The following is a 13753-nucleotide window of genomic DNA, read 5'->3' on the forward strand; positions in this document are numbered from 1 at the left end:
GAAGGCGTCCTTGGGGAAGTGCGCCGGCACCCAGTCGACCAGCACCCCGATGCCCCGCTGGTGGAGCTTGTCGATCAGGTGGCGGAGGTCGTCGGGGGTGCCGAAGCGGGCCGTGGGCGCGTAGTAGGCCGACACCTGGTAGCCCCAGGAGGGGGCGTACGGGTGCTCGGCCACCGGCATGAACTCCACGTGGGTGAAGCCGAGCTCGGCCACGTAGTCGGGCAGCTGGTCGGCCAGCTCCCGGTAGGACAGCCCGTGGCGCCAGGAGCCGAGGTGGACCTCGTAGATCGACATCGGCTCGGCCGGCCGGTCGTGCCGCTCCCGGCCGGCCATCCAGTCGGCGTCGCCCCAGGTGTAGCCGGAGGTGTAGACGACGCTGGCCGTCTTGGGCGGCTCCTCGGCCGAGAACGCCACCGGGTCGGCCTTGAGGGTGAGCGCCCCCGAGGGGGTGACCAGCTCGTACTTGTACCTGGCCCCGCCGCCCACCGCGGGCACGAACAGCTCCCAGATCCCCGAGGAGCCGAGCGCCCGCATCGGGTGCAGGCGGCCGTCCCAGGAGTTGAATTCGCCCACCACCCGCACGGCACGGGCGTTGGGCGCCCACACGGCGAAGGCCGTCCCGGCCACGCCGTCGACGGTCATCTCGTGGGCGCCGAGCTTCTGCCACAGCCGCTCGTGGCGGCCCTCCCCGAGCAGGTACTGGTCGAGCTCGCCGATGGTCGGCCAGAACCGGTAGGGGTCGTCGATGGTGAAGCTGCCCGAGGGGTAGCTGACCTCCAGCCGGTAGGCCTTCGGGGGGGTCGTGCCGTCCAGCGTGCCCTCGAACAGGCCCGCCGGGTGGACCTGGTCGAGCTTGACCCGTTCGTCCTTGCCCGCCTCCGACCCGATCAGCGCCACCACCGCGGTGGCGTCGGGGCGGAACGCGCGGACCACCGTCCGGCCGTCCTCGGTATGGGCTCCGAGCAGGCGGTGGGGCTCGTGGTGCTCCCCGCGGACCAGCCGCTCGACCTCGTCCCTCGTCATGGGCTCGCTCCCAGCAGACGTCGGATGCCGCCGAGCGGGATCTGGAGCCACGGCGGCCGGTGTCTGGCCTCGTACATCACTTCATAGACGGCTTTGTCGAGCTCAAACGCGCGCAGCAGCAATTCGTGGTCGCCGGCCAGCCAGCCCGAGTCGCCCGCCCTGGCCAGGTAGCCGTCGAGGAAGGCGTTGCGGTTGGCCTCGATCCAGGCCGCGGCCGGCCCCTCGAAGCGGGCCAGCTCGTCCCGGGTCGGGCCCGGCGTGTCCGGGTCCTCGCCCAGCACCAGCGGCGAGAAGGCGGCGTAGTCGAAGGACCGGAGCATCCCGGCCACGTCCTGGAGCGGGCTGGCCAGCCGCCGCCGCTCCTCGAGGCTGCGGGCCGGCTCCCCCTCGAAGTCGATCACGATCCAGACCTGACCAGACCTGAGCACCTGGCCGAGGTGGTAGTCGCCGTGGATGCGCTGGAGGTAGCGGCTGCCACCACCGGCCGCCTCGGCCTTGCGGTAGACCTCCTCGATGGCGTCGCGCTGGCCGGCCAGCTCGGGGACCAGGGCGGTCACCTGGGCGAGCTGGCCGAGCAGGCGGGCGCTGAGCCGGCCCAGGTCGGGCTGGCCCTCGGCCACCTTGGGCAGGGCGGTGGCCATGGCCGCGTGCAGCTCGGCGGTGAGCCGGCCCAGGGCGCCGGCGTCGGTGGCGAAGTTGCCCGGGTCGCCATCGGGGGACTCGTAGTGGTCGGCGACCCGTTCGGTGGCCAGCTTCCAGCCGTCGACGCTGCCGGCGTAGTAGCGCTGGAGGATGCCGAGGGTCGAGCCCAGCCCCTCGATCCAGCCGAGCGGGGCCGCGCAGGCCTCGAACCCGGCCCCGGCCAGCGCCCTGGTCACCTCCAGCTCCGGGTTCTCGCCCGGCTCGAGCAGGCGGAACAGCTTGAGGATGAGCCGGTTGGCGAAGACCAGCGAGGAGTTCGACTGCTCGCCGGAGAGCAGCTTGCCCGGGCCGCGCAGCGTCTCGGTCCACTCCGGCATCCGGTAGAAGCGCAGCTCCTCGACGTTGGCCGCCCGCGCGAGGAGGTCGAGGTAGACGCCGCCGAGGCGCTCGTCGCGGGCGGCGTCGTACCACGGTCCGCCCTTGGGGCCTGTGGTCTCGTAGATCACGGCGTCCGGGGCCCGGTCGGTGAGCTGCCTGGCCTCCAGGCCGCGGTCGTGGCCGACGGGTACGTGGTAGCGCTCGACCCCGCCGTCGGCGTAGGCGACGGCCGCCACCACGGCCGACAGGCTCGGCAGGGCGGTCCGCAGCGGCACCGAGCTCTCGACCCTGACCTCGGCGACGGTCCGGCCCTTGCCCGCGAACCAGCGCTGGGAGGGCAGGAACTCGGCCAGGGCCGCCTCCAGCTCCGTCACGGTTGCTACCTGGGCCGGACGTGGAGCACGTGGGCCGGCTCCCAGTGCGGGTCGAGGCGGACCCAGTTCGAGGACCCGTGCCAGGTCCAGGTCTGGCCGGTGAGCTCGTCGTGGACCTCGAAGGCGCCGGTGTCCCAGTCGAGGCCGAGGGCGGGCATCCACAGGTGGACGACGGTGTCGCGGGTCTCGTGCGGGTTCAGGTTGACCAGCACCAGCACGGCGTCGTCGCCGGTCTGCTTGGAGAAGGCGATGATGTCGGGCGAGTCGGCCAGGTGGAAGCGGAGGTTGCGCAGCCAGTGCAGGGCCGGATGGGCGCGGCGGATCTCGTTGAGCCGTCCCAGGTAGCCGGCCAGCGACGGCTGCGACCAGGTCCGGGGCCGGTACTGGTACTTCTCCGAGTCCAGGTACTCCTCGGAGCCGGGCCGGACCGCTTGGTGCTCGTACAGCTCGTAGCCGGAGTAGACGCCCCAGGAGGGCGACAGCATCGACGCCAGCACGGCCCGGATCCTGAACGCCGCCGGCCCTCCGTACTGGAGGTAGGCGTGGAGGATGTCGGGGGTGTTGACGAAGAAGTTGGGCCGCATGTACTCGTTCGAGGGCGAGTGGGCCAGCTCGTTGCAGTACTCCTCCAGCTCGGCCTTGCCGTTGCGCCAGGTGAAGTACGTGTAGGACTGGGTGAAGCCGATCTTGGCCAGGACCCGCATCATCGGCGGGCGGGTGAACGCCTCGGCCAGGAAGACCACGTCAGGGTGCTCGGCCTTGACGGCCGCGATCAGCCACTCCCAGAACCGCACCGGCTTGGTGTGGGGGTTGTCGACCCGGAAGATCCGCACCCCGTGGGCGATCCAGTGGTCCAGGATCCCCTTGCAGGCCTGGGACAGCGCGGGCGCGTCCGGGCTGTCGAAGTTGAGCGGGTAGATGTCCTGGTAGACCTTGGGCGGGTTCTCGGCGTGGGCGATCGAGCCGTCGGGCCGGATGCGGAACCAGTCCGGGTGGTCCTTGACCCAGGGGTGGTCGGGCGAGCACTGCAGGGCGTAGTCGAGGGCGATCTCCATGCCCAGCTCGTTGGCCCTGGCCACGAAGGCGTCGAAGTCGTCCATGGTGCCGAGGTCGGGGTGGACGGCGTCGTGGCCGCCGGCCTCCGAGCCGATCGCCCACGGGCTCCCGGGGTCGTCCGGGCCGGGCTCCAGGGTGTTGTTGGGGCCCTTGCGGTGGGTGTGGCCGATGGGGTGGATCGGCGGCAGGTAGACCACGTCGAAACCCATGGCGGCGATGGCCGGGAGCCGCTCCGCCGCCTGCTTGAACGTTCCGCTGCTGGTGGCCGTGGCCCCCTCGGAGCGGGGGAAGAACTCGTACCAGGCGCCGTAGAGGGCGCGGGGGCGGTCGACCCAGATGCCGAGGCGCTTGGAGCGGGTGGCCTCCTTGGGCGGGTGCCGCTCCAGCAGCTCGACCACGGTCGAGTCGGAGGCGGCGGCCAGCCGCTCGGCCGGGTCGGCGCCCTTGTTGCGCAGCCCGGCCGCGGCCGCCGTGAGCACCTCGCGACCGGACGCCGGCACCCAGGCCCGGGCCGCCTCCACCAGGCGGGCGCCCTCCTCGAGCTCGAGGCCGATGTCGCGGCCGGCGTCGAGCTTCCTCTGGGTGCCGATGCGCCAGGTGGCGACCTCGTCGGTCCAGGCCTCGACCACCATCGACCAGGCGCCGGTGCGGGGCAGGGTGATCTCGCCCTGCCACTGGTGCAGGCCGTGGTTGACCTCGACCAGGGGGACGAGCTGGCCCTTGCGGTCGCCCGGGCCGGTCAGGCGCACGGCCGCGGCCACGACCTCGTTGTGGCCGTCGCGGAAGATGGTCGCGGAGACCGGGACCGTCTCCCCGGCGACCGCCCGGGCGGTGAACTGCCCGCAGCCGACCTGAGGACGGATGTCCTCGATCACGATGCGCCCGATCATGTGAGCACGCTACCACCAGAGCACCCGGTTCAGCGGCGGAACGGCTCAGGGGCGCTGGGAGTTCAGCGCCCCCGTGGGGGCCCGGCGCCGGGTGAGCGCGCGCACCCGCCCGCGGCCCCCCCTGGCCCCCACGAGGGCCCGCCCTTGGGATCGCTCCCCAGGGCGAGCCGCAGTCTTTCCCGTCGCAACCATCCTGACAAGGAGCATCTCTGGGCCACCTGCAATGCCTACGCAGGTCGTGGAACGAGCGGGGGACGCGCCATGGCGGACGCTTGCCACTCCGCGAGGCGCCCGGTAGCCCAGGTGGGCCACAGCCTGTCCTCCTCGGCGGCGTCGGCCGGCATGGCCGCGGCCAGGAGGGCGAGCACCTGGGCGGTGGTGGCCGGGCGCCCGGCCGGGTCGGGAGCCAGCAGGGCGGCCACGACCCGGCCGACGTCCTCCGGCACCTCCGGGTTGCGGCTGCTCGCCGGGGGTGGGGGGCCGGCCAGCTGGGGCCAGCGTCGCCCGGCCGGGCCGTGGTCGGCCGGGTCGAACGCCTGGGTGCCCGTGGCCAGCTGGTACAGGACCGCTCCGAGCGCGAACAGGTCCATGCCCGGGCTGACCGGACGGCGGCGGACCTGCTCGGGGGCCATCCACGGCGGCGAGCCGCGGCGGTGTCCGCCGGCGGGCGCCTCGCCCACCGGCCGGGCCAGGCCGAGGTCGATCAGCACCGGGCGGCCGTCGCGGAGCACGACGTTGCCCGGCTTGACGTCCAGGTGGGCCAGGCCGCGGCCGTGCAGGTGGCCGAGGGCGGCGGCCAGCTGCATGCCGGTGAGCAGCACGTCGACCGGGTGGAAGGGACCGCCGTCGGCGAGGGCGTCGTCGAGGGTCGGCCCCTCGACATACTCGAACACCAGATGCGGCACGGGCGAGTCGAGGCGGGCCTCGAGCAGCCGCCGGATCCCCGGGTGGGCGGTCGAGCCGGCGACGGCCGCCTCCTGGGCCAGCCCGGCCAGCGCCCGGGCCCCTTGCCCGGGCCGGGGAAGCTTCACCGCCACCGGGCACCAGCGGCCGAGGTCCCAGGCCAGCCAGGTCTCGCAGCGCCGCCCGTCGCCGAGCAGCGCCCAGGCCAGCAGCCCAGGGGCCAGCTCGTGGCCGGGCGGCCAGTCCCAGGACGGCTCGGGGGTCCACGGTGGGTCCTTCCGTTGGAGGTGCTCGGGTGAGGGGGCGGCTCGCCAGCGACCGCCCCCCTCACGGTCGGGGTCAGCCGCGCGTACGGGTGCGGGTGCGCGTCCGCGACCTGGACATCGACGAGGCGCTGGGGCCACCGTGGTGCGAGAACACCTTGTGGCCGCCCCGGACGCGACGACCGCGTCCACGTCCTCTGCTCATGAGCTCACCCCCTCTCCGGATCCGCCGGTCAATGCCAGCTCGTGCGGGTGCTGCAGGGCCCAGAGGCGGGCGTAGGCGCCGCCGGCGGCGAGCAGCTCGGCCGGCGGCCCCTGCTCGATCACGCGGCCGCCGTCCAGCACCACCACCCGGTCCGCGCGGGCGGCCAGGCTGAGGCGGTGGGAGACCGCCACCACCGTCCGCCCCTCGGCGGCCCGGTCGAGGGCGTCGAGGACCGCCTGCTCGGAGGCGGCGTCCAGCCCGCTGGTGGGCTCGTCCAGCAGCAGCACCGAGGCGTCCCGCAGGATCGCCCTGGCCAGCGCGACCCGCCGCCGCTGCCCCCCGGACAGCCGCACCCCGCCCTCGCCGATTTGAGTGCTCACGTCCCCCAGTCCGCACTGGGCGGCGACCGCCCGCACTTCCTCCGCCGGTCCCCGGTCCATTCGGGGGGGGAGGCCCCCGAACCCCCCCAAGAGCGGCGCCCGAAGGCGATGTTGTCGGCGATGGTGCCGTCCAGCATCCACGGGTCCTGGGGCACGAGGGCGAACCGGTTGCGGAGCGAGGCCAGCTCCAGGCGGCGCAGGTCGACCCCGTCCAGCTCGATGGCGCCGGCGTCGGGGTCGTAGAACCGCAGCAGCAGCGACAGCAGGGTGGACTTGCCGGCGCCGGTGGGGCCGACCACGCAGACCCGCTCGCCGGCGGCCACCTCCAGGTCCAGGTGGCGCAGGACCGGGGCGCCCTCGGCGTAGGCGAACCAGACCCCGCGCACGGCCAGCCCCCGCCGGGGCGGTTCGGCCGGGACCGGGTCGGGCGCCTCGGGGACGACCTCGCCCGAGTCGAGCACCTGCAGGATCCGCTCGCGGCTGGCCGCGCCCCTGGCCAGGGTCCTGGCCAGCCGGGCCAGGGCCCGGATGGGGCCGTACAGGCTGGACAGGTAGGCGAGCACCACCAGCAGCGTCCCCAGGGTCATGCGCCCGCTGGTCACCGCCGTCACCCCCATCCACAGCACCAGCCCACCCCCGGCGGCCAGCAGCAGGTCGGTCACCGGCGACCAGCGCGCCTCCAGGTCCACGGCGGCCAGGGCCGCCCGCACGGCCCCGCGGCTGCGGCCGGAGAACTGCCCGCCGGCCTCCCCCTCGCGGGTGAACGCCTGGACGACCCGGACGTTGCGCAGCACCTCGGTGGCCTCGCTGGCCAGGGCGGCGTCGGCGTCCCGGGAGGCCCGTTGAGCGGCCCGGATGCGCCGCCGCCGCAGCGCCACCACCAGCGCCAGCGGCGGGGCCACGGCCAGGGCGACCAGCCCAAGGGTGAGGTCGACGGCCAGCACGACCACGACCATCCCGGCCAGCGTCAGCACCTCGGGCACCAGCACCGTGAACCACGCCACCATCGAGTCCTCGACCCTGGCCACGTCCCCGGTGAGCCGGGTCACCAGGTCCCCCGACCGGTGCCGGTCGTGGAACGGCAGGGCCAGCCCGAGCATCCGCCCGAACACGGCCTCTCTGAGATCGGCCCCGACCCGCTCGGCCGTGGCCGCGGTCAGGTAGGTGACCAGGTACCCGACCAGTGCCGCGACCCCCACCAGCCCGATCCCCGCCACCGCGGCCACCGCCGCCAGACCCGCCGGCCCGAGCCCGTCGAGCACCGCCAGCGGCCCCCCCAGCGGCTGCCCCCCGATGGCGTTGTCCACCGCCACCTTCAACGGCCACGGCCGCGCCAGGTCGAGCAGGGTCTCCACCAGGATCAGCCCGGACGCGAGCGCCAGGCTCCCCCGGTAGGGCCGCAGGAACCCGCGGAGGGTCGGGGAACGACGGGTGGAGGGGTGGGTCGGGGTCGGGGCAACGGTTGAGGAGCGAGGCGGGGTCGGGAGGGCGGGGGTTGGTGAGGTTCGTGGGGTCATCCGAGCCTCCCGAGGCGGGCTCGGGCCCGAAACCCCGCCGCGACCATGGCCGCCAGCAGCACCGCCCCCGTGACCCCGGCCACGCCGACCAGGTCGGAGGGTGTGGAACGCGCCGCGACCCCCGGCCGACGCTCCGCGACGCTCCCCACCGGGGGCGCGGGCTCAGGCGCGGAGAGCCGGGTCGAGGCCGCCTGCGAGGCTCCCCGTGCGGCCGTGGAGGCCAGGCCTGCGCCTGGGGCGGTGGCATGCCGCCCCGGGTTGGCGAGCTCCGGGGCGGCCTCGGCGGCCCCGGCCGGCCCCTGGGCCGAGGGTGCACGGCGCTCGGCGTCGTCGTCGCCGTCGGCGTGGCCGTCCTCCGACCCGTCCCCGCCGTGACCCGAGCCCGGGCCGTTCGAGCCGTGGTGGCTGGGGCCGCTGTCGTCGCCGGGGCCCGGGTCGGCCAGGGCCGGGGTGGTGGCGGCCAGGGTGAGGAGCGCCGCGAACGCGAGGGAGGTCGCGAGGGCGAGGGGGGTCGCGACAGCCAGCGAGACGAGGCGGGTCCGCACCGGGCTGGTTCCTTTCCAGGTGGTGGCGCGTACGTCCCGCCATCGCGTGGTGGGGAGGCTTCGTTACAGTGGCCGGGTGGACCTCGCCGTCGTCCTGACCACGTTCGTGGTGATCTTCCCGGCCGAGCTACCCGACAAGTCGCTGTTCGCCTCCCTCGTCCTCGGGACCCGCTTCCGGCCCCTGCCGGTGTTCTGCGGGGTCGCGGCCGCCTTCGCCGTCCACGTGGTCGTCGCCGTGACCGTCGGCGGCGTGTTCGCCCTGCTCCCCCAGCGACTCGTCCTGTTCGTGGTCGCCGCGCTGTTCGCCGCCGGCTCGGTCCTGGTCCTGCTCGGCAAGGAGGAGGACGGGGCGGACGCCGCCGGAGCGCCCCCGGCCGTGGCCGACCAGCGCCCCGTGCGCGTCGCCCTCGCCTCCTTCGGCGTCGTCTTCCTGGGCGAGTGGGGCGACATCACCCAGATCACGACGGCCAACCTGACCGCCAGGTACCACGACCCGCTCAGCGTCGGGACCGGCGCCCTGCTCGCCCTGTGGTCGGTGGCGGCGCTCGCCCTCACCGTCGGGCAGGGCCTGGTCCAGCGCGTCCCGACCCGCCTGGTCCGCCGCTTCACCGCGGTCGTGCTTGCCCTCCTCGCGCTTGCCACCCTGGTCGAGGCCGTCCGGGCCTGACCGGCGGTTGCGCGAGCCGCCGAGGCCGGGCACGCTGGTGCCGGTATGGTCCCCCTTCTGCTGGTCTCGAACCGTGCCCTCGACTACGGGCGCGTCGTCACCTGCGGCTGTCCCGGGACCCGGGAGCCGAGGTAACCGAGAACGGCCGCTCCCGGGTCTGCCGTCGCCGGGTGCCGACCGGCACCCGGCCTCCCGCACCGCAAGGAGCGACCATGACCGTCACCGACGACCTGCTCCGCAACAACGCCGAGTTCGCGAAGTCCTTCAGCCGCGGCGACCTGCCCATGCCTCCCGGCAAGGCCCTGGCCGTCGTCGCCTGCATGGACGCCCGCCTCAACGTCTACGCCCTGCTCGGGCTGGAGCCGGGCGAGGCCCACGTCATCCGCAACGCCGGCGGCGTGGTCACCGAGGACGTGATCCGGTCTCTGGCCATCTCCCAGCACCTGCTCGGCACCAAGGAGATCATCCTCGTCCACCACACCGACTGCGGCATGCTGACCTTCACCGACGACCAGGTGAAGGCCGACATCGAGGCCGCCACCGGGCTGCGCCCCCACTTCGCCCTCGAGGCCTTCTCCGACCTGGAGCGCGACATCCGCCAGTCGATTGCCCGGATCAGGCACAGCCCGTTCGTCCTCCACAAGGACTCGATCCGCGGCTTCATCTACGACGTCACCACCGGCCAGCTCCAGGAGGTCACCTGAGCACCGCCGGCGCGCCTCAGGCGTCGCGGCGGCGCAGCCGCCACGCGGCGAGGGCCAGCACGACGGCGACGTAGAGGCAGAACAGGGCGAACCCGCTCCAGGGCGCGAGCGCCGCCTGGTCGGGCTGCACGGCCGTCACGGCGACGCCGGCCGGCACCGGCAGGTACGGGTAGATGCGGTCCGACCAGGCGGCCGGCAGGAGGCCGGCCAGGAGCTGGGGGGCGAACAGGATGCCGAACAGCCCGGCGACCGCCCCGGCGGTGCTGCGCAGCAGCGCGCCCAGGCCCAGTCCGAGCAGCCCGACGGCGCCGAGGTAGAGCGCGCTGCCGAGCACCGCCCTGGCCACGCCCGGGTCGCTCAGGGGGATGTCGAGGCCCTCGGCCGAGAGGATCGACTGGCCGATCAGGAACGCCGCCACGGCCGCGGGCAGGCACAGCGTGAGCGTGGTCAGGCCGATCACGACGGCCTTGCCCCAGAGCACCGGCAGCCGCCGCGGGACCGCGGCGAAGCCGACCCGGATGGTGCCGGTGGCGTACTCCCCGGCGACCAGCAGCACGCCGAGGATGCCGACGGCCAGCTCGGCCAGCTGGACGCCGGTGAGGCTGACCGCCGTCGGGTCGAAGCTGGCCACGGCCGCCGGGTCGCTGGGCGGCCGGGTCACCCGCAGCAGCGAGTAGAGGGCGCCGACGCCGACGATCAGCCCGACGGCCGCCAGCAGCGACCAGGCGGTCGAGGGGACCGAGCGCAGCTTGGTCCACTCCGAGCGGATCACCCGCGCCTGGGTCACCCGCTGGGCCGTGGGACCCGCCGGGCGGGTGGGGGTTGCCGGACGGGTCGTGGTCATGGCGCTCCTCTTCCGGTCGTGGGGGCGCGGAACTCGACCGCGTCCCTGGTCAGGTCCATGAAGGCCTCCTCGAGGGAGGCCTGCTCGGCGGCGAGCTCGAGCAGCGTGATGCCGGCGGCGCCGGCGATCCGGCCGACCTCGTCGGTGCTGAGCCCGGACACGGCGAGGGCGCCGTCCTCGGCTCCGGAGACGGTCGCGTCCCGCGAGCGGAGCAGGGGCGCCAGGGCGTCCGGGTCGGTGCTGCGCACCCGCACCCCGCCGGGCGCGGCGCCGGCGATGAAGTCCTCGGTGCCGGTGTCGGCGATCAGCCGCCCCCGGCCGATGACGATCAGGTGCTGGGCGGTCAGGGCCATCTCGCTCATCAGGTGCGACGAGACGAAGACGGTCCGCCCCTCGGCGGCGAGCCCCCGGAGCAGCGACCGGATCCAGCGGATCCCCTCGGTGTCCAGGCCGTTCACCGGCTCGTCGAGGATCACCGTGCGGGGGTCGCCGAGCAGCGCCGCCGCGATGCCCAGCCGCTGGCCCATGCCGAGCGAGAAGCCGCCGGCCCGCCGGCGGGCCACCCCGCCCAGGCCGACCGCCTCGACCACCTCGTCCACCCGGGACCGCCGGATGCCGCAGGTCTGGGCAAGGGCCAGCAGGTGGGCGTAGGCGCTGCGGCCGGGGTGGACGGAGCGAGCGTCCAGCAGCGCGCCCACCTCGCGCAGGGGGGCGGCGTGCTCGCGGTAGGGGCGGCCGTTGACCGTCACCGACCCGCCGGTGGGGGCGTCCAGGCCCAGGATCATCCGCATGGTGGTCGACTTCCCGGCCCCGTTGGGTCCCAGGAAGCCCGTCACCACGCCCGGGCGCACCGTGAAGGTCAGGCCGTCGACGGCCAGCTTGTCGCCGTACCGCTTGGTCAACCCGTGTGCTTCGATCATCTCGCGAGCTCCTCCGCTCGTGATCTCTCGTCGGTCCGTGGCCGCACCAGGCTGCCCGGGCCGGGCCGGGCTGTCGCTGGGGTCGGCGGCCTGGCCGTGGTGGGGTTTTCCTCACCCCGGCGGAGGGCGGACCCCATGGCCGCCGGCCTCGGCGGCGTCTACCGTTTGCCCATGACCTGGATGGACGCGGTTCGACGCTGGCGGCCGACGCTGCATGCCCTCGCCGGCCTGGTGGCCGGCGTCGGCACCGGGGCGGTGCTGGGCGCGCTGGCGCTCACCTGGCTGGCCGCGGTCTGGTCCCTGCTCGACTGGCCGGTCGGCGGTTGGGGGCATGCCCTGCTCTATGCGGCGGTCGTCGTGACCTGGCCGGTGCTCCTGCTGCTGAGCGTCCGCGGGTTCGGCGCCCTGCAGCGGGCCAGGTTCCGCGCCGTGCTCGGCGTCGAGATCCCGGCGCCGCCGGGCGGCGGGACCGGCGCCTGGCCACTGCGGCCGGTCCGGGCCTTGGCCGCCCCGGCCACCTGGCGCCAGCTCGGCTACCACGTGCTGGCCATGACCGGCGGGACCGCCGGCGGCGCGCTGGTCGCGGCCTGCTGGTCGGCGCCGCTGCCGGCCGCCGTCTACCTGGCCGGCCGGCAGCCGGGTCTCGGCCTCGGCCTGGGCGTGGCCGTGGTGGCGGTGGCCCTGCCGCTGGCCGCGCCGTGGGTGGCCGGGGGCATAACCCGGGCCGACGAGGTCGCCGCCCGGGCCCTGCTCGGCCCCAGCCGCGGCGAGGAGCTGGCCCTGCGGGTCGAGTCCCTGACCCGCAGCCGGGCCGAGATCGTCGCCGCCACCGACGCCGAGCGGCGCCGGATCGAGCGCGACCTGCACGACGGGGCCCAGCGCCGGCTGGTCTCCCTGGCCATGCACCTCGGCATGGCCAGGGCCGGCCTCGCCGACGCCCCCGAGGGTGTCCGCCAGGTGATCGAGCAGGCCCACGACGAGGCCACCGAGGCCCTGGCCGAGCTGCGCCAGCTCGTCCGCGGCCTGCACCCGGCCGTGCTCGAGGACCGCGGCCTGGACGCGGCCCTGTCCGGGATCGCCGCCGGCGCGCCGCTGCCGGTGCGCCTGCGGGTCGACGTGGGCGGCCGCTGCTCACCGACCATCGAGGCCGTCGCCTACTTCGTCGTGTCCGAGGCCCTCACCAACGTGGCCAAGCACGCCGACGCCGGCTCCGCCGAGGTCACCGTCGAACGCGCCGGCGACCGGCTGCGCGTGGTCGTCAGCGACGACGGCCGCGGCGGGGCCACGCTCGACGGCGGAGCGGCCACCGACGCCGGCGGCCCGGGCACCGGGCTGCGCGGGCTGGCCCAGCGGGCGGCCGCGGTCGACGGCACCCTGACCGTCCACAGCCCTCCCGGCGGGCCGACGGCGATCACGGTGGAGCTGCCATGCGGGTCGTGATCGCCGAGGACTCGGTCCTGCTCCAGGCCGGGCTGACCAAGCTCCTGCGCGACGGCGGCTTCGAGGTCGTCGCCGCCGTGGCCGACGCCGACCAGCTGCTGCGGGCCGTGGCCGAGCACCGCCCCGACGTCGCCGTGGTCGACGTGCGGATGCCCCCGACCCACACCGACGAGGGCATCCGGGCCGCGCTCGTCATCGGCCGCCAGTACCCGGAGGTCGCGGTGCTGGTGCTGTCCCAGTACGTCGAGGAGCGCTACGCCACCGACCTGCTGTCGGAGCGGACCAGCGCCGTCGGCTACCTGCTCAAGGACCGGGTCGCCCATGTCGCCGACTTCCTCGACGCCCTGCGCCGGGTCGCCGCCGGCGGCACCGCCCTCGACCCCGAGGTCGTCGCCCAGCTCCTGGTCCGCCGCCGCGCCGACCCCCTGGACCGCCTCACCCCTCGTGAGCTCCAGGTCCTCCAGATGATGGCCGAGGGACGCTCCAACAACGGCATCACCGAGGCCCTGGGAGTCAGCCCCAGCGCCGTGGAGAAGTACGTCAGCAACATCTTCGCCAAGCTGGACCTGGCCCCGACCGACACCGACCACCGCCGCGTCCTGGCCGTCCTCAAGTTCCTTGGCGCCTAGCCCGGGAGCGGGTGGGCGGTGAAGAAGTCCCAGACGACCTGGGCGAAGGGCCGACCGGCGATCGTCCGGGGCGCCTGGTGGCCGCCGCCGTTGATGCGGTAGTGCACGACCTCGCCGCCATCGCGGCAGCCGCTCCAGCGAAACCGGTCGCCGCGGGAGTGTCGAGGAAGACGGCGGGGTCGCCGGGGCAGCCGTCGCGGGTCGCCCATCCGGCCAGCCAGGTGGGCATCGGCGGCATGGCCAGCGGCCACTCGACGGTCGGGGTCCGGCCGCCGTAGGGCACGACCACGTCGTCGGTGCCGTGGATGGCCAGCACGGGCACCGGACGTGACGGCCGGCACCCCCCCGGCTCGGCGTACAGCGCGCCCGAGGG

Annotated in this window: 14 protein-coding genes; 4 read left to right on the plus strand and 10 right to left on the minus strand. The window is 74.9% G+C overall.

Annotation, left to right across the window (positions count from 1 at the left end):
- The 7 genes from VF468_12605 to VF468_12635 form a co-directional block, all read right to left on the minus strand.
- A partial coding sequence (locus VF468_12605) for an alpha-amylase family glycosyl hydrolase (protein HEX5879135.1) occupies positions 1–1023 on the minus strand: 1023 nt, incomplete at its 3' end.
- Positions 1020–2417, minus strand: a complete 1398-nt coding sequence (locus VF468_12610) for a phosphotransferase (protein HEX5879136.1) — start codon at positions 2415–2417, stop codon at positions 1020–1022. The genes VF468_12610 and VF468_12605, both read right to left, overlap by 4 nt.
- A 5-nt stretch (positions 2418–2422) precedes the next feature.
- Complete coding sequence (locus VF468_12615; protein ID HEX5879137.1) at positions 2423–4363, minus strand: alpha-1,4-glucan--maltose-1-phosphate maltosyltransferase; 1941 nt, start codon at positions 4361–4363, stop codon at positions 2423–2425.
- A gap of 227 nt (positions 4364–4590) precedes the next feature.
- Positions 4591–5721: a serine/threonine-protein kinase gene (locus tag VF468_12620; protein ID HEX5879138.1), complete on the minus strand. Its 1131-nt coding sequence runs from the start codon at positions 5719–5721 to the stop codon at positions 4591–4593.
- Between the two features lie 9 nt (positions 5722–5730).
- Positions 5731–6114 carry an ATP-binding cassette domain-containing protein gene (locus VF468_12625; GenBank protein HEX5879139.1) on the minus strand — a complete coding sequence of 128 codons (384 nt, stop codon included), beginning with the start codon at positions 6112–6114 and terminating at the stop codon, positions 5731–5733.
- Positions 6111–7631, minus strand: a complete 1521-nt coding sequence (locus VF468_12630; protein ID HEX5879140.1) for an ABC transporter ATP-binding protein — start codon at positions 7629–7631, stop codon at positions 6111–6113. Before VF468_12630 ends, VF468_12625 begins: the two co-directional genes overlap by 4 nt.
- Positions 7628–8176: a hypothetical protein gene (locus VF468_12635; GenBank protein HEX5879141.1), complete on the minus strand. Its 549-nt coding sequence runs from the start codon at positions 8174–8176 to the stop codon at positions 7628–7630. Before VF468_12635 ends, VF468_12630 begins: the two co-directional genes overlap by 4 nt.
- Before the next feature lie 76 nt (positions 8177–8252).
- Here VF468_12635 and VF468_12640 point away from each other — a divergent pair, with 76 nt between their 5' ends.
- Both VF468_12640 and VF468_12645 read left to right on the plus strand, forming a co-directional pair.
- On the plus strand, positions 8253–8843 hold the full coding sequence (locus tag VF468_12640; protein HEX5879142.1) for a TMEM165/GDT1 family protein: 591 nt from the start codon (positions 8253–8255) through the stop codon (positions 8841–8843).
- A gap of 212 nt (positions 8844–9055) precedes the next feature.
- On the plus strand, positions 9056–9547 hold the full coding sequence (locus VF468_12645; protein HEX5879143.1) for a carbonic anhydrase: 492 nt from the start codon (positions 9056–9058) through the stop codon (positions 9545–9547).
- Between the two features lie 16 nt (positions 9548–9563).
- Here VF468_12645 and VF468_12650 read toward each other — a convergent pair whose 3' ends face one another.
- Complete coding sequence (locus tag VF468_12650) at positions 9564–10391, minus strand: ABC transporter permease subunit (GenBank protein ID HEX5879144.1); 828 nt, start codon at positions 10389–10391, stop codon at positions 9564–9566.
- Entirely contained in the window at positions 10388–11311 is a 924-nt protein-coding gene (locus VF468_12655) for an ATP-binding cassette domain-containing protein (GenBank protein ID HEX5879145.1), read from the minus strand. Before VF468_12655 ends, VF468_12650 begins: the two co-directional genes overlap by 4 nt.
- A 171-nt stretch (positions 11312–11482) precedes the next feature.
- Here VF468_12655 and VF468_12660 point away from each other — a divergent pair, with 171 nt between their 5' ends.
- Positions 11483–12751 carry a sensor histidine kinase gene (locus VF468_12660; GenBank protein ID HEX5879146.1) on the plus strand — a complete coding sequence of 423 codons (1269 nt, stop codon included), beginning with the start codon at positions 11483–11485 and terminating at the stop codon, positions 12749–12751.
- The gene (locus VF468_12665; GenBank protein ID HEX5879147.1) at positions 12739–13380 is read left to right on the plus strand and encodes a response regulator transcription factor; all 642 of its coding nucleotides are present in this window, start codon (positions 12739–12741) and stop codon (positions 13378–13380) included. The genes VF468_12660 and VF468_12665 overlap by 13 nt, the downstream gene beginning before the upstream one ends.
- Here the strand turns inward: VF468_12665 and VF468_12670 are convergent.
- On the minus strand, positions 13377–13589 hold the full coding sequence (locus VF468_12670; GenBank protein ID HEX5879148.1) for a hypothetical protein: 213 nt from the start codon (positions 13587–13589) through the stop codon (positions 13377–13379). The genes VF468_12665 and VF468_12670 overlap by 4 nt on opposite strands.
- Positions 13590–13753: the final 164 nt, after the last annotated feature.

This window comes from Actinomycetota bacterium, from assembly GCA_036280995.1.
Lineage (GTDB): Bacteria > Actinomycetota > CALGFH01 > CALGFH01 > CALGFH01 > CALGFH01.